17 protein-coding genes and 1 pseudogene are annotated in these 16,663 nt (G+C 33.8%); 6 read left to right on the top strand and 12 right to left on the bottom strand.

The annotated features are described in order from the left end of the window. The first annotated feature begins 440 nt into the window (after positions 1-440). The gene (locus ACQKIM_RS26135) at positions 441-596 is read left to right on the top strand and encodes a hypothetical protein (protein WP_427549481.1); all 156 of its coding nucleotides are present in this window, start codon (positions 441-443) and stop codon (positions 594-596) included. 144 nt (positions 597-740) lie between these two features. Here ACQKIM_RS26135 and ACQKIM_RS26140 read toward each other — a convergent pair whose 3' ends face one another. Next, complete coding sequence (locus ACQKIM_RS26140; RefSeq protein ID WP_427549483.1) at positions 741-1,340, bottom strand: TetR/AcrR family transcriptional regulator; 600 nt, start codon at positions 1,338-1,340, stop codon at positions 741-743. A 148-nt stretch (positions 1,341-1,488) separates the two neighbouring features. Here ACQKIM_RS26140 and ACQKIM_RS26145 point away from each other — a divergent pair, with 148 nt between their 5' ends. Beyond that, positions 1,489-2,694 carry a serine hydrolase domain-containing protein gene (locus tag ACQKIM_RS26145; protein ID WP_427549486.1) on the top strand — a complete coding sequence of 402 codons (1,206 nt, stop codon included), beginning with the start codon at positions 1,489-1,491 and terminating at the stop codon, positions 2,692-2,694. Positions 2,695-2,774: 80 nt separating this feature from the next. Here the strand turns inward: ACQKIM_RS26145 and ACQKIM_RS26150 are convergent, their stop codons facing one another. After that, complete coding sequence (locus tag ACQKIM_RS26150) at positions 2,775-2,930, bottom strand: hypothetical protein (RefSeq protein WP_427549488.1); 156 nt, start codon at positions 2,928-2,930, stop codon at positions 2,775-2,777. A 17-nt stretch (positions 2,931-2,947) separates the two neighbouring features. Beyond that, positions 2,948-3,172 carry a transcriptional regulator gene (locus ACQKIM_RS26155; protein WP_427549490.1) on the bottom strand — a complete coding sequence of 75 codons (225 nt, stop codon included), beginning with the start codon at positions 3,170-3,172 and terminating at the stop codon, positions 2,948-2,950. 356 nt (positions 3,173-3,528) lie between these two features. Between ACQKIM_RS26155 and ACQKIM_RS26160 the strand changes: the two genes are divergently transcribed. Next, complete coding sequence (locus tag ACQKIM_RS26160) at positions 3,529-3,999, top strand: hypothetical protein (RefSeq protein ID WP_427549492.1); 471 nt, start codon at positions 3,529-3,531, stop codon at positions 3,997-3,999. Positions 4,000-4,230: 231 nt separating this feature from the next. Beyond that, positions 4,231-4,740: a hypothetical protein gene (locus ACQKIM_RS26165; RefSeq protein ID WP_427549493.1), complete on the top strand. Its 510-nt coding sequence runs from the start codon at positions 4,231-4,233 to the stop codon at positions 4,738-4,740. A gap of 58 nt (positions 4,741-4,798) precedes the next feature. Here ACQKIM_RS26165 and ACQKIM_RS26170 read toward each other — a convergent pair whose 3' ends face one another. The 7 genes and pseudogenes from ACQKIM_RS26170 to ACQKIM_RS26200 all read right to left on the bottom strand — a co-directional run bounded on the left by ACQKIM_RS26170 (position 4,799) and on the right by ACQKIM_RS26200 (position 8,604). Beyond that, positions 4,799-5,176, bottom strand: coding sequence for a hypothetical protein (locus ACQKIM_RS26170; RefSeq protein WP_427549495.1), 378 nt, complete (start codon positions 5,174-5,176; stop codon positions 4,799-4,801). Between the two features lie 309 nt (positions 5,177-5,485). Beyond that, positions 5,486-5,728 (bottom strand): annotated as a pseudogene (locus ACQKIM_RS26175) (hypothetical protein); the annotation flags it as partial. 329 nt (positions 5,729-6,057) lie between these two features. Further along, entirely contained in the window at positions 6,058-6,537 is a 480-nt protein-coding gene (locus ACQKIM_RS26180; RefSeq protein WP_427549498.1) for a carboxypeptidase-like regulatory domain-containing protein, read from the bottom strand. 175 nt (positions 6,538-6,712) lie between these two features. Further along, complete coding sequence (locus ACQKIM_RS26185; RefSeq protein WP_427549499.1) at positions 6,713-6,886, bottom strand: hypothetical protein; 174 nt, start codon at positions 6,884-6,886, stop codon at positions 6,713-6,715. 206 nt (positions 6,887-7,092) lie between these two features. Continuing rightward, entirely contained in the window at positions 7,093-7,329 is a 237-nt protein-coding gene (locus ACQKIM_RS26190) for a hypothetical protein (protein ID WP_427549502.1), read from the bottom strand. Between the two features lie 48 nt (positions 7,330-7,377). Then, the gene (locus tag ACQKIM_RS26195; protein ID WP_427549504.1) at positions 7,378-7,947 is read right to left on the bottom strand and encodes a hypothetical protein; all 570 of its coding nucleotides are present in this window, start codon (positions 7,945-7,947) and stop codon (positions 7,378-7,380) included. A gap of 369 nt (positions 7,948-8,316) precedes the next feature. Then, a complete protein-coding gene (locus ACQKIM_RS26200) occupies positions 8,317-8,604 on the bottom strand; it encodes a sigma factor-like helix-turn-helix DNA-binding protein (protein WP_427549506.1) in 288 nt (95 codons plus the stop codon). Positions 8,605-8,765: 161 nt separating this feature from the next. On the opposite strand from ACQKIM_RS26200, the gene ACQKIM_RS26205 reads away from it, so the two are divergent. Both ACQKIM_RS26205 and ACQKIM_RS26210 read left to right on the top strand, forming a co-directional pair. After that, complete coding sequence (locus ACQKIM_RS26205; protein ID WP_427549508.1) at positions 8,766-9,638, top strand: DMT family transporter; 873 nt, start codon at positions 8,766-8,768, stop codon at positions 9,636-9,638. 37 nt (positions 9,639-9,675) lie between these two features. Beyond that, positions 9,676-11,010, top strand: a complete 1,335-nt coding sequence (locus ACQKIM_RS26210) for a histidine--tRNA ligase (RefSeq protein WP_427549510.1) — start codon at positions 9,676-9,678, stop codon at positions 11,008-11,010. A gap of 470 nt (positions 11,011-11,480) precedes the next feature. Here ACQKIM_RS26210 and ACQKIM_RS26215 read toward each other — a convergent pair whose 3' ends face one another. Further along, positions 11,481-12,662 carry a NupC/NupG family nucleoside CNT transporter gene (locus ACQKIM_RS26215; protein WP_427549512.1) on the bottom strand — a complete coding sequence of 394 codons (1,182 nt, stop codon included), beginning with the start codon at positions 12,660-12,662 and terminating at the stop codon, positions 11,481-11,483. A gap of 236 nt (positions 12,663-12,898) precedes the next feature. After that, complete coding sequence (locus ACQKIM_RS26220; RefSeq protein ID WP_427549514.1) at positions 12,899-16,324, bottom strand: cadherin-like beta sandwich domain-containing protein; 3,426 nt, start codon at positions 16,322-16,324, stop codon at positions 12,899-12,901. Positions 16,325-16,663: the final 339 nt, after the last annotated feature.

A 16,663-nucleotide genomic window follows, 5' to 3' on the forward strand; every position in this document is an offset into this window, starting at 1 on the left:
TCGCTGTGTTGTTTGGTCGTACTCTCAACTCTAGCGGATACAGATGTTTTTTTGTATTCTTTTTTAGCAAGAACAGATTTTGGTGTTGAGCCAAACTAATATTAATATAAAACAATTTTATATTAGTTAGTTTAATAGTACCTTATCTCAATATTACTTGAATAATTTTCCCCCTTTCACCATTCCAGCCAATTTCTTACGATGGTTCACTATGCACTATTGATTGTGAAAGGCTATCCCTTTCATTTAAACAATTGTAGAAAGGTACTGGACGTTCTTTATACGGAGTTTCTTCTATATAAGATGATTTACTAGGCTTTTTACTTAAACGTTCCACAGCCTTACTATATGCCCCTACAAATACGGCTATTTTGATATTTCTAGCCAATTTCAATATTATTAATGTGGGAGATAGATAAAATATAAATGAGGATTTCAAAATGAACAGGCTAGAACAAATAACCCAAGAACTACTGGAAGCTGGTTATACGATTGAGGAGATTAAAGCAGCTTTTGAGGAAGTAATTGAACAGGCTAAACAGTCCAATATAGATCGTGAAACAGAACGAATAAAGTTGTCTGTTTTTTATGTATAAATGAAAAAAGACTAGGACTCACTCCAAAATGAGTGCCTGTAACATCGAATAGAACCTATAAAAGTCTCAAAAACGGAGGTTTCTGAGACTTTTTGATTTATATCTGCTATTCCATAAACAATGATTTAGATAATAAAATGAAATTTACTCTTTATGTTTTGTTAGACCTTCTGATAAACATTCGATCATCTTTTCCATCATCTTCGAAAAAGTCGGCTCCCCAATCTCCTGTCGATGTAATGGAATAAGTAGGGTTGTTCGAAACAGACCTATAAGTACTTCTGGATCATCTTCTGAAACGCCTTTATTCTGTAAAAATTTCATAAATTCTAAAGAATTATCTAAATCTTCCTTCGCATGCTTATCTAGAAGCTCCTTAGGAAGTCTTTTCACAATTCGATCATATTCACCTCTTTGATAAAGACTTTGTAAAAATGGATTTTGTTCTATGGTTTTGAAAGATTTTTCAAAAAAACGAATTAAAAGTTCTTTTGGAGGTAGAGACTCACCCATAATTTCTGAAATAATTTGATTTTTTACTTCTTCCTCTTTTCGTAACACTGCGTAAAATAACTCTTCCTTTGATGGATAATATGAATAAAAAGAACCCTTTGCGATTCCACATGCATTTACTATGTCATCGATACTAGTTTTAGAAAATCCATATTGAATAAACAGTTCTTTACTCTTAACAAGTAGAGTTTCATGTATCTGTTTTCTCTGTTCAGATGTAATTCTTGCCATAATATTTCACCGCCTGTTTTTATTTGACTATTTATAGACATTTAGTCAAATATCAGTTAAGTTAATATTATTAAATTATTTATATTTTGTAAATACATCAATGTTACCTGTGATAAGGCTAGATTATACGAAATAAAGGAGAAAAGACATGGGAATAAAAAATAATATATCAATTCATGGATTTGTTGCTCCTAGATTTGAACTGGTAAAGGATGAGTTCATTAGAAATTTTAGTGAGAGAGGGGAAGTTGGTGCGGCCTTTTCTGTATACATTAATAATGAAGCAGTAGTTGATTTATGGGGTGGATATCGAGATAGACAAACTCGTACGGAATGGGAAAAAGATACGCTTGTTCAAGTGTTTTCAGCTACAAAAGGTTTTGCTGCATTGGCTTTAATTTTAGCGCATTCGAGAGGTTACATTAACTATGATGAGAAAGTGTGTTCATATTGGCCTGAGTTTGCTCAGAATGGAAAAGACAAAATAACCGTTAGACAGCTCTTAGCACATCAAGCTGGATTGTCACCTCTCAATGAACTTAAAATTGATATGTTAGAAGACTTAGATACCTCTCGTCTATCAAATTCCCTTGCTGCAAGCAAACCTGCTTGGGAGGTTGGGAAAATTCAAGGCTATCATGCTTGGACAATTGGAACCTTAATTGGAGAACTGATAAAAAGAACAGACCCTAAACATAGAACCCTAAAAGATTTCTTTCAAGAAGAAATCGCAGAACCACTAAAAGCAGAGTTTTATATTGGTCTTCCTAAAGATATTTCTGTAGAGAAAATAACAACTATTGAAGGAATAAATCACCCCATCCAGTTACTTAAGGGGATGACAAAGTTACCTATAAAAATGTTACTTGGTTTTCTTAATACAAAGTCATTAGTAGCTAGAAGTTTAGTAGATCCAAAAAAATTCGTAGCAAATGATAATTTTAATCATCGTCCTATTTTATCTATAGAATTCCCTTCGGGAAATGGTGTGGGGCAAGTAAGAGCAATGGCGAAAATTTATGGTGCTTTTGCTAGTGGTGCAAAAACTCTCGGATTAAGGGAAGAAACAATAAATGAATTAAGGAAAAAAGCTATACCTCCGTCATCAGGGTATTATGATCATGTTAATTGTATGAACATAGCCTATTCTTTGGGATTTTGGAAACACTTTTCAGATATGAAATTCGGGCGAAGTGAAAGCTCTTTTGGTCACCCAGGTGCAGGAGGATCATTCTGTTTTGCCGATCCAGATGAAAAGTTAGGTTATGCTTACGCGATGAACAAGCATGGATTTGGTATGGCCAATGAACCAAGAGAACTTGCACTAAGAAAAGCTTTATACAGTTGTCTATGAAAAAATAAAGATACGTGAAAAAGAATTACAAGGTGAATAATAACACAAAGACCAGGCACTCATTTTGGAGTGAGTCCTGGTCATTTGTTTATATGGCTTAAAAGTAATTCTTCAACTTGCGTTTTTAACGCTTGATTAGCATAACGTAATACTTCATCCTCTCTAGGTGTGGTAACAGTTAAATCACGCTGCAACGACTGGATAGCTAAATCATGTATCACAAATTTGTGTAACATGCTGCGTTGTTCTGCTTTCAACATATAATTTCACGTTCTTTATGAATGACTGGAACAACCGCCAAGACATTACTAATTGTAAATGTTCGTTTGGCTCTCTTGCTGAAACAGTATGCCTGAAATGAATCACCAACAATTTTAATAATCTTTATACGACGTTTTGATATTTTACCATCTCGAGCCATGTACATCATATTCACAAATTGATTACGTTGCATTGATTTAACTAGTTGTTCTTTCATCTTTCTACACTCCATTTTTAAGAACGTTTGTTTGTATTTATTTCAGAACAAACGTTCTCTTTTTATTAAATAGTAATTTCTGAGCAAAAAAAGAACAGGTGCTCATTTTGAAAACGGCCCTGGTCTATTCGTTTCTGAAACTTTATTAAATTTTATGTAAAGCATGTTCAATTTCATCTATCCAACTTTTTCCGCAATATACTACAAAAGTTGTTTCATTACCTTTAAGTTTTGGCTCTACTATGATGCGGATAAGAGAGAAATTATAAAATAAATATAGTTATTAAAAGGAAATTAAGTGATTATATAGAAATATTAAACGATGTATTTAAAATTTTTTTAAAGGGGGCAGAAATGTGAAAAAAAAAATAGGGATAATTAGCTATTTGTTGATAGTTATTCTTTTTTTACTATCTATGGGATTATCAAATTCAATAGTTACTAAGAATGAGGCTAAAGAAAATAATATTACTTGGCAGTTAAATAATATTGTAAATTCTGCAAGTACAGATGAATTTGTAATAACCGAATATGTCGATGAGTTAAAATTGGATAAAATCAAACAAAGTACAAGTTCAGAATCAAAACGGTTACAAGCAAAAATTGAATATCGTCTTTTTAAATTGGATAGCAGTGGTTCGTTTATAGATACAGGAATTTATAATGTCTTGGAATGTTCAAAGTGTAAAGATAAATTTAATAGTAATCTATTTGGTTCTATTAGTCCTGGTACTTATAAAATTAAGATCACTAATTTAAATGGGGAAGATTTAGAAGTACATTCGGAAAGAACTTTGGTTCTTAACAATAAAATTAAAGTATTTTAACAAGAAGAAGCTGGGACAAAAGCATTTTAGAATTGTTCGATTTTTCAATTTATCGTGCTTTGTTAATTTAGAGATTATTCGGCTTTATGAAGGAATGTCCCAACCTCTTTTCGTTTTATTGCATGTTGATTATAATATTACAAACCGTTAATTCAAAATATTTACATTTATGGTTTGTAATATTACGATTATGTATGCGATAACTTATTTAACAAAAAAAGGGTTTTGGAAATGAAAAAATTACTTGTGCCACTCTTAACAACAGCAACACTATTTTTTGTTGCACCATCAGCATTAGCAGCATCAAAGTCGGAATCAATAGTTGATACGACAACAGTTACAACAGTTGATGCAACGGAAGTTACACCTATTGATACAACAATAGAGATTGCACCTCGAGCAACTACAGTATCTTGGTCAGAAACTATTGATGCTTCACAAAGTGTTTGGTCAGATGTCTTTTATATTAGTTCAAGCAAGTCTTCTTTAAAACTTAACCAAGTTTTGCAAGCTACTCTTTCATTGTCTACACCAGCAAAAGTTGAATATCGTCTTTACAAGCAGTCTTCTGGATCAACATATACTGATACAGGAATTTATGACGTTTTAGATGGTACATATACTTATCCTAATGCTGGACCATGTACACTTTACGGAACAATTTCTTCAGGAACTTACAAAATAAAAATGATTAACAAAACTTCAGTAAAGACAACTATATCTGGGAATATTTTAATATAAAAAAATTTTTTAAGATAAAGAAGCCCAGATATTCAATATAAGTACCTGGACACAAATATTAATTACCACGTCTTTGCTGAATTGTAATATACAACCCAATTAAACGATCAGTGGTCATTGTACCATTCTGTAAATCCTTCAAATGTGCTTCCTGAATAATTTCTTCTTCAACCGCCTGAGCAATAAAGTTCTCTGTTTCAGTTTTCATAGTTGGTGAACCGGGGTTCCATGTTTGAATCATTTTGATTTCCTCCTTTGGCTTATCTTCCACAATTAATTGGACTTGTCCTTTACTATTAGTAGGCACATTTATTTTCCCTTCTAGCTTATAGCCTACAGGCATCTTCCAAGATGCTTTAACCTCGAAATGCGGTCTATCTACAGCTCCAGCCTTTACCCAAGATGGTTGACCACCCCATGTTATGCCTAGACGCATTGCGATAGCTCCAACCTTATTTAATGTTGCCGCATCATATAAAGACTGTGGAGGACCAACTGCTATATCCCAAGCTAGGCGTGATTTGTGATTACTGTCTAGTGTCCAGGTAACAATCTGCCCAGGTCTAGTACGCCCCTGGGCGTATAGGTAGTTTTGTCGTTCCTGTGAGCGATGAGTCTCTGTAATGAAGATATTTTTAATTCCGGCTTTTAAACATTCTTGGAATTATAATCGACAAGCAGTTTGTGCAGCAGGTAATAGCTCGTCTAGGTCTCTGCAAGTGGTTGTTACGCTAGTCATTGTTTATCACTTCCCATCTCTACGCATTAGACCTTTAAAGAAATCAATAAACGGGTCTATACTCTTGTCATCATCAGTCAATTTAAAATGATTCAGAATCGAATTAATCTCACTTAATAAATAACCAATATAAAATACATACAGTGCACTAATTCCTAATGGTTCAGGCATTAATAATGCTACTGGAATTGCATAAACCAGTACTATAAATAACACTAATTTACGAGCAATACCAAATATAGCTTTAGCACTTGAAAATTTTACTTTTTATTAAACTTCGCATTAAGCCAACCAATCGTGGAATCAATCAAATTGGCACTTAAAATTAACGCTAAAATATAAATTAACTTTGAACTATCTGATTCCAAAAAAACGTTGCAACCATTCAATCATACTCATATACCTCACCCTTCATTTTTGATTTTTCCAATATAAAAACCCTCCACAGATGATTATGGAAGGCTTATGATTTATTTAATTACTGAACAATATGGAACGATTAATCAAAGAAAAACCTAGAAACATTAATAAACATTGTTTCTAGGCTTTTATATATGTTACATTAATTGGAATTAGAATTAAAATGCGTTATGGTAAAAAATGCTTTCTGAGCATTGGATAGTTTGTCCGCCACTAGATGCAGATACAGGAATTACATCGAATTGACGTCCATTCGCTTCGTATTCTCCTACTGCGGATTTAATATTCATTTGAATTGAAAAACGTCCATTTGCATCTGTTGTTCCAGTACCTACAACAGGAGTATTGTTAATTTTTCTAACCATAGTTATTGAAACACTTTTGTTTGCTAATGAATTTCCGGACGAATCTTTTAGAATTCCCTCTACAGTAATATACATTGATCCACGATATGCTTTACCAAATCCTAAATCAACATAGCCTCCATTTGTAGATTTAATATCTGTAATTTGTGCAGTATTTCCACCAAAGATACTTGCATTTTCAGCACTAATTTCGTCAGCACTTGCATTGTTAAATGGTAGAATAAATAACATTGCTACGGCAAACATTGTTAAAGATAATAGTAATTTTTTCAACTTAAACACCAACCTTTTCCATTTATTAATGTAAATAATATACTATAAATATAATTATTTCTATATATAATTTGTGAATTATATGTGTATTTTCACATAAATTAAGTTTAATGTAAATATGAACCAAATTTGTTTTATCTTAAAAGGAGTGTTTTACTAGAATTAAATGGAACGTTTAAACACCTTCTGTAGCTGTTAAAATGTAAGCCTCTACTGCTTGTCTGTAATCCTGATTCGTAATATCATCAATAACATATACTTTCTCAGTTTTAGGATTTAGACCACCATTCATAATTCTCTCTGCCGCAATACGTACAACTACTTGGTTAATAACTGTTTTTTCTATCATTTGACATTCCTCCATTTTTATATGGTTATAATATACCTTCAGTTTTTAATAATAGAATATCCTCTTGTAATTTCTTAATTTCTAATTGATCTGGACGAAGAGGGTAGTCTTTAATGATGGGTTCACCTGTTTTTGGAGTGGTCTTTGTTAATAAAAGAAAAGACCAAGCGTGTTTAACTTGTTCTTTTCCAATATAGATTAGATTTTTATTTAAGCGATCTAAATTCTCGATATAGTTCTGAGATTTTATTACCCTCTATTGTTGCATTTTCAAAAAGCTCTTCATGCCCACAAAACTCTTGGGTATAAGAATCTCTTGTTCTTGATAGAAAAGATTTTCCTTGATTATGACTTATCCAATATTCATCATTTTTATAATAAAAATTAAGTTCATCACCTATTGATATAAGATTTTTGAATTCTAAATATTCTTTCTCAGTCATAAATTAACTCCTCCAATCGATTGCTGAGACTGTTCATTTCCCGTCCTCTCACAGATTCCACTGTTCCTTAAGTTTAGTCAGGATATTCATTTTGCCCCCATCATCACCGGACACATCTGGGTGAAACTTCTTAGATGCCATACGATAGATTTCATGCAACACTTTCTTTTCATCATCTGTGTGGTTACTTGGTGAAGTGGCAAAGTAACTACTACCACCATACGAATTGTAGTTACGCTTATTGCCTTCCTCGTAACTACACCTTGCGTATTCTTCCTGCACCTTTTTCTTAAACTTTAGCTCCTCTAAGTAAGCTGGATTGCGGAGCTTGCCAAATACGTCATAACAATACCTGTATTCGTCCCGACCATATTCTTTATTAAATGCTGCTTCTGCTGTTCTGTGTGCCACAAGAAGCGCTTCTTGTTCTTTCTTCACTCTATATTCTTCTGTATGCTGAAACTCTTGCTCAATTTGCTCTATTAATAGCTCTAACTTAACATTAATCATTTTATGAAAGGTATCTTCTTCAATACCCATTTCTTTTAGCTTCTTTTTTAGTTCTCTATCAATATAATGATCACCATACCAGGAGTCTATAAAATCATAGTAACTCATTGTACAGATTACCCATTGTTTCTTTTTCACTTTGCCTTGCTCTCTATAAGAGTGATGAATACTAATCTTATAGGCATCTAACACAGGCCTTTCAAATCGTTCATTGCTGTATGTGTATCCGTATGAAGTCTTAGTTTTTTCGCCAGCTCAACCAAATGTAGTTTCGGTGGCAATGATTTCTTTATGTGTACCATACGGATCCAGCTTCTTCTTTTGTACTTTTTGGACGACACAAAACATGAAAACAGCTCCTTTCTATGTAGTTACTTGTAGTACAAACAAAGTACCTACAGTGTTAAAGAAGGATAAACTCTAATAGCGTTATCCAAATTTCAAGAGCCTCCAATATTGATTGCTCTCACACATTAATCATGCATTAAGCTTTACTACTTTCTTTCGTGCAGCTTCAATATGCTTTTGTACTGTACTCTTTGCAATCCCTAGTTCTTTACCGATAGCCTCATAGGGTTGTAGATACCCATAATGCAGCATATAACAAGTTCGTTTCATTGGCGCCATATGCTGAAGTACAAACATGATTGCTCGTTTATTGTTATCAGATAATGTTCGTTCTAGATGGTTTGTACCTGTTTCTCGCACAACAATTATTGGTCTAAAAATGACGGTATCCGACACAAAAATGTCAAAAATATACATTGAAATGTAAGTATTTGTAATGTTAGGATTAAAATAACTCGAGGGTACATCAATTGCTGTAGCAATTTATATTTATCAGATATATGGAATTTAGTGAAGAGTGAAAATTTCGGTATACTATTATTTTTTCATCTTTCCATAAATTGGTGAGGAAGGTTAGTGTGGGAGATATAAAAAAGGGCACTATTTATGCAATAATTTCAGCTATTTGTTTTGGAATTATGCCTATCTTTGCTATAAAAGCTTATAGCTACGGGATTTCAGTTTATACATTACTGGTTTTAAGATTTTCAATAAGTTCTATGCTATTTTTTTTGTTTCTTATATGGAAAAAAATACCTTTCAAATTAGGTAAAATGGATTTAAAGTTACTTTTCCTATTGGGTGGTGTTTTATTTACACTGTTATCTGTACTACATTTTGAATCATTAAAATATCTATCATCTGCTATGGCAGTTTTATTATTATTTTCATTCCCAATATTCGTTTCAATCTTTTCCTTTTTAATCTATAAAGAAAAGTTAAAGATAAAATCAATCATAGCTTTATTTTTCACCTTTATTAGTATGATTTTTTTATTAGGCGTTTCTTTTCAAGGTATAAATATGAAGGGCGTTTTTTTAGCGATATTAGCAGCTATTGTATATGCACTCTATATGATTCTTGGAAAAAAAGTCACTGATAATAATTCCCCTGTCGTAACAAGTACATATGTTACCTCATTTGCTGCATTGGGTGTAATCTTCATAGGCCTAATAACCAATGAACTACATTGGAATTTTGCTTCAAATGCATGGATATATATATTCAGCATTGTTCTTGTTTCAACGATTATAGGTGAAATAACTCTATTTAAATCATTACAGATTCTTAATTCAACAAATGTTTCTATGATAAGTATGGTAGAACCTATATTCACCTCTATTTTTGGCTTACTATTTTTGCAGGAAGTAATGGAACCACTTCAACTATTGGGAGGCATTTTCATCTTAATAGGATTAACTTTCTTAATCTATTTCCAAAATAAAAATTAATAAGATTCAAAGTACTCCTCGAAAGGAAGATTCAAAGATGATTTTTAACGTAAACGAAAAGACTCTATCTATTCCTGAAGGAACCGAAGATGTTTTAGGATTTGACATGAGGTATCGAGAACACATAATCAATAAAATTAAAGGCGTTTATGAAAACTATGGTTTTAATCCACATAAAACACCTATTTTAGAATACTTAGATACATTTAACGGACATCACGGGGAAGGAGAAAAGTTATTTTTTCATATAAAAGATAAAAATGAAAAATATCTTATCCCTCGCTATGATCTAACTGTACCACTGGCTAGAGTAGTAAGTATGCATCCAAATATACCAAGACCTTATAAAAGATTTCAAATTGGTCCCTCTTTTAGAGATGACCAGCCTGGAAAAAGTCATTATAGAGAATTTACACAATGCGACGCTGATATTATTGGTTCAGACAGTTTATTAGCTGAAATCGATATTACGATAATGGCACATGAATTGATTAATAAGTTAGGAATAAAAAACTTTGTTTTGAAAATAAATCATAGACTGCTTATTCAAGCCTTAGCACTTAAAGTTGGTTTGAATACCAAAGAAGAACAGCTCGGATTGCAAAGAGCCTTAGATTATGCAGATAAAGTTTCAAAAGACGGATTACAAGGTATAAAAAATAAACTAATAGAAAATAAAATTCCTTTAGATATTGCAAATCAAATATTGAGTGAAATCGAGTGTTTTTCTAACCTTTTAGCTCAATATGAGGATTTACAAGATCAAATAAATCAAATTGAAAAGTTCTTTAATTACTGTCTCTCTTCTACGAAGGCAACAGCCGATTTGAAATTTATACTCTCCTATTTACCAAAAAATGTTCAATCAAACATCAAAATTGATTTAACATTAGCAAGAGGAGCAGATTATTATACAGGTTATATATTAGAGGGTTTGGTTATTGACTCAGAAATCGGAGCAATTTTAGGTGGTGGACGATACAATAATTTAGTTTCTGCTGTCGGCAATTTAAATGAACCAGGTGTTGGCTTAGCCTTTGGTTTAGAAAGATTATTATCAGTTTTGAAAAACCTAGATTATATTAACAAAAATATATTACTTCCCCATAAAATATTGCTAGCGGATGCTAACGAAGAGTTCCATCCTAAGATTTTTCTGATAGCTCGTGAATTAAGAAAATACTATGATGTGGACATTTACTATAATCACACTCAATTTGAAGAAATAGTCCATTTTGCTCAGGAAAATAAGCATCAAATTATTATAGAACTTATTGGGAGCCGTCCATTAATTCACTCTGTAATAGAGAATGAGACATTTAAGTTGGAAGTAACAGATGTATTAAATAATCTGGATTTTATTAACGATTAATTTATTCTCATATTATTGAGTTTAAGTGATTATCATAAAATAATGTTTGTAGAAAAGCATCTACTCTTTGATACTTACCATTTGGAAGCAACTTTTCCAACTGTATGAGGTTGTGTTGCCAGCACTGACCTTCATCGAATATACTTTTACCGAAATTAGTAGTGCTTATAAATTATACAACGATAATAATTATCATAAGATGTCAAAACGTGCTGTTAAAATTTTCTCTGAAGGTTATTTAACAAAGGTAGACGAACAGCTTCACTTATTGAGAAATTTAAAAAAGCAAACCAATAAACATTAATGATAGGATTGTTACGTTGTCTCTTTATACACGTGGCAATCCTATTATTCAACCTTTTTTATTTTTGTATGACTTAATTAAAAATACGCCCTATCATAAAAAAAACGCACCCCAATCTAACAGATGGAGTGCAGTTCAAATAGCTATTACTGCTTTTTTTTCTAAATTAAATAACGAAACCAACTATTGTAGCTGTTAAGATACTAACGAGTGTGGCTCCATACAACAGCTTTAAGCCAAAACGAGCAACTATATTGCCTTGCTTTTCATTCAAACCTTTTACTGCTCCAGCAATAATACCGATAGAAGAAAAATTTGCAAAGGATACAAGGAAGACAGAAATAATAGCTACTGTATGCGCACTCATAGACTTAGCCGCTTCTCCAAGGCTTATCATTGCAACAAATTCATTCGTTACTAATTTGGTAGCCATAATTCCTCCAGCAGAAATAGCATCTGCCCATGGTACACCTATTAGGAAGGCTATTGGTGCAAAGATATAACCCAATATTTCTTGAAAAGATATACCGAACACTATATCAAATAGTGAATTGATCATATCCATTAATGCTACAAAACCAATAAGCATAGCTCCAACAATTATAGCTACTTTAAATCCATCCATAATATATTCTCCAAGCATTTGAAAGAAAGATTGTTTATGTTCATCTTCAATCGTTAAAATATCTTCACTTTCCTCTACTCTATATGGATTAATAATTGAAACAATAATAAATCCACCAAATAAGTTCAACACAATCGCCGTTACAACATATTTTGGCTCAATCATTGTCATATATGCTCCAACAACTGCCATAGAAACGGTTGACATAGCTGATGCACATAATGTATACATTCGCTGTGGAGTCAGCTTATCCAATTGTTTCTTTACCGTTATAAATACCTCAGATTGACCAACCATTGCAGAAGCAACAGCATTATAAGATTCCAACTTCCCCATTCCATTTACTTTACTTAAAAATAAACCGACCCATTTCATGAAGAAAGGAAGAATTTTAAAATGCTGCAAAATCCCAATCAATACAGATACAAAGACAATCGGTAATAAAACACTAAGAAAGAATGGGGATTCCCCTTTATTCGCTAATCCTCCAAAAACAAAGGATATACCCGTATTTGCGTAAGATAATAAATGATCAAATACTTTCGTTATTCCTTTTATTAAAACATAACCAAATTTTGTATTTAATAGGAATGCTGCCAACAGAAATTGGATGATTACCATCATCAGTATATTTTTATATTTTATTTCTTTTTTGTTTTTGCTCATTAATAGAGCTAAACCAAAAACAAGCAGCAATCCGCAAAAAGATATTAAGTATCTCATAAATTCCCCCATATTAATTTTGAGCATTCGACTACAAAGTCATTCTTCCATTCATTATGTCCAATAACGAAAATTTAAGAACAGCCAATCTTAACAAATAATAGTCAGACGTCAGACAAATAATTTCACTATAACAGTTTTTCTACTACTATTTCAATAGTTAGTAGGAAAAATAAATGCGAGAACTTCAAAACAAAAAAAGACGATGACAGTTATTCCTGTCATCGTTTCCGCTTCTAGTTCTCTGTTAATTGTAATGTGCGATATAATAACGCAGCAAATTGGGCACGTGTTAAAGGTGCATTCGGTTTGAAATATTCATCATCCCCTAGTACAATGCCTTTTTTGGCTAACGCATTTACGTATGGGGCATACCATGCATCTGCTGGTACATCTTTAAATTTCTTTGCACCTTCTCCATCAATATTAAAAGCAAGTGCAATAATTTTTACTGCTTGAGCTCTTGTTAAAATAGACTTTGGATGAAATGCTCCATCCTGTCCATCAATTATGCCCGCTCGCTGTGCCAAACGAATTTCATTGTAATAGACGTAATTTACTGGTATATCAGTAAAGTCCTGAATATCCCTCTCTTCTGTTAATCGACCCAATCGAGTAATCATTAATATCATATGCTCACGACGAATTGATTCATTTGGTCTAAACTCATCATTTGGATAACCTTGAATGATGCCCTTTGATACAAGGTCTTGAATTTCCTTATAAGCCCAAAAATCTGATGAAACATCGCTAAATTCTATTGTTTGCTCTGGTTCAGGCGTAGGTTCTGGTTCTGGTTCTGGTTCTGGTTCTGGTGTCACAGTCTCACTGTCTTTTTCAACTTTTACAAGAATTGTTGTGCTCTTATTTTGATCTACTGTTGTAACTGTTATCATTGCTATTCCAGCAGTAAGTGGCGTAACAACACCGTTTTCGTCCACTGATGCTACTTCTGGGTTACTACTACTCCATTTCACGCTTGAATTCGTTGCATAAGATGGTTGTATCGTTGCTTGTAAAACAACTTTTTCTCCGCCCTCTGTCAATCTAAGCTCATTATAATTTAAACTTACACCAGTAACAGCGTAATAAGAAGGTGGCTGTGGTTGAATAGCAGCTTGTCTGTCGATATGAATTGTGTATTTTTTTGTTGTCATGCCATCCTCTGCAGTTACTTCAATCAAAATGATGTTGCTTCCTATCGTTAAAGGAATTGTAGAGCTTACATGTCCATTCGGAACCAATAAACCGTTCACTGTCACACTTGCCCTTATATCTGCAGTAATGGGGTTAACTATTAGACTCTCTATCCTGTTTTCTACAAATTGTGTGTAGAATGTCTTCGTTGGATAAAACGCTTCATTTAAAGGACCACTATTCAAGGTTAAGTTGCCCAAATCCGCATTTGTAGAAGGTCCCCTTTGATTTACTAGAATTGTATAGGTTTTTGTAGTACCATCCTGTGCTGTCACAACAACGGAAATAATATTATTTCCTGCTTGCAAAGGAATCGGTGCACTTGCTTGTCCACTTAACACATAATCGTTGTTGACTGTTACCGTTGCAGTTGCATCGGTCACTGTAGGCGTTACTTGTATACTTGTGACGCTTTGAACCACATTCTGGGTGTAGCTCGTCTTCGCTGGATTAAAGCTTTCATTTAAAGGACCGCTACTTACAGTTAAGTTACTTAAATCTGCATTTGTTGACGGCGTAAATTGCTCTACTTGAATCGTATATGTCTTCGTTGCCCCATTCTGTGCTGTCACAACAATAGTAATTATATTACTTCCTGCTTGCAGAGGAATCGGTGCACTTGCTTGGCCACTTGGCACATTATTGTTATTAACTGTTATAGTTGCAGTTGCATCGGTCACTATAGGTGTTACCTGTATGCTTGTGACGCTTTGAACCACATTCTGGGTGTAGCTCGTCTTCGCTGGATCAAAGCTTTCATTTAAAGGCCCACTACTAAGGGTTAAGCTACTCAAATCTGCGTTTGTTGGCGGTGACATTTGATTTACTTGAATCACATACGTCTTTGTTGCACCAGTCTGTGCTGTTACAACAATCGTGATTGTATTATTCCCTGCCTGTAAAGATATTGGTGTACTTGTTTGTCCATTCAATACAGAATTGCCGTTAACTGTTACCGTTGCAGTCGCATCAGTCGTAATAGGCGTTACCTGTATACTTGTAACGTTATGACTCACATTCTGTGTGTAGTTAGTCTTTGCTGAATCAAAGGTTTCATTTAAAGAGCCACTATTCAGTACTAGGTTGCTCAAATCTGTATTATCGGATAAGATTTTCACCGATGTATCTGCATAGCCAATTGCTGTTACCTTGAGAGTATGACCAGTTGCAGTTAGCTCATTTGCATTAATCGTAATTTTTCCTTGATCAACTGTGTATGAAAGTCTCCTGTTTGTTTCGTCTTTTACCGCTTTAATCTTTTGACGCCATATTGGGTCATCTGTAAACATAATTTCTATTGCTTTATCTACATCACTACTTGTTGCAGTGGTAGATAATAAAGGAGATGTTGAAGCCATTCTATATACAGTAGAACTCCCAGAAGAATCTGTTGCTGCAACATAAGTAGTACCACTAACAATGGATAAAGAAAGTCCTTTTACATCTGACTTCGAAAAAGCTTCATTGCCTAATGCCTCCCAATTCCCAGCATTAACCTTTACTGTTGCTTTCCCGCTGTTGCTATCTATATATGCTAAATAAGGAATACCATCTTTAACATCCATGTCCAACGCATGTGTCCCCTCATCTGTTCCAGAACGACCGGGACTGCTCATGGATGAGTTATTGTAGCCTGGAATATCCGTGTACACCTTTATAGAGCTATCTTTCATATCTACTGTAGCAAAATAAGAGGAATGATTAGTATCATTGGCAGCTGCAGCGATGGGATTTCGTGATGACATGCTATACTGCTCCTCCATTGACCACCATGTACCCTGCTGCCGCCCATTAAAAATGTAAACATGTATCATATTACTAGGCCATACAAGCACTACTTTCACTTTTCCATTTTGACTGGCTAATGCAACATTTAGGATGTTCCCTGCTTGATTGGAAGCGTCCAATATTTGTTCCCAATTATTATTTCCTTCATTCTCCATGACTCTGGCATGAATTCTTTCTGTCCCACCCACCTTTACTGCACGTGCATATGCCCAATATATTTTTCCATTAATACTCTTTAGGAATGGAGGAAACTCATCTGATGCATCAGTTTCTGTCCAAACTGTTTCCCAGCCCCCTCCCACATATTGCTTCATGACAGCGCTAGTATTATGAAGATAGGTCACATAAAGCTCTCCGTTAACCGCTGCCAAAGATGGGTATCGTGTCGGACCTTCTGAAAAGCCTTCGCTCCCAACGGACTCCCAAACGTTCCCATTATATTTCTTCACTGTTACTTTTCCACCATGATTGGAATCCGCATAAGCAATATAGGGAGTGTCGTTTGAGTTTAATAGGGTTGCATATTGAGCACTTTCTATTCCCCCGCTTTCAGCATCTTCCCAATTTTCAGCAGCATAGGCTTTACTATCTTCTCCAAAAAGCAATCCTAGTAAGAAACCTATTGTGATTGTGGCTGTTAGAGTAATTAACGATACTATTTTAAAGGCCTGATTCATTCCATTTCCCCTTTCTTTCAAGTTAATTACATATAAGATTTAATTTATTTGAATTGTATGTCTTGTAACATTATACTTTTCAAAGGTTAAAATTAGGTTAAAAAAATAGATATATATTGCTCCTACTAAATCAATGCGCCATTTCAAACAAAATCCTAGTCTTTTTGAGCTTAAACACTTGATTGGGCCTTCCTTCTACAGGAAAATCTATTTTTTCAAATCAATTACGCCCTAGCGTAATTGCCATAGTGTTGAAAAATTAAATAGGCAAGGGACTCTTTGTGAATATTTAGTCAAAATGAAGGTGATTTCCGTTCCAGGCTACTCGCTTTGCCGCTG

Origin of the sequence: Lysinibacillus sp. NPDC047702 (assembly GCF_050272555.1) — a bacterium.
In the GTDB taxonomy this organism is placed as follows: domain Bacteria; phylum Bacillota; class Bacilli; order Bacillales_A; family Planococcaceae; genus Lysinibacillus.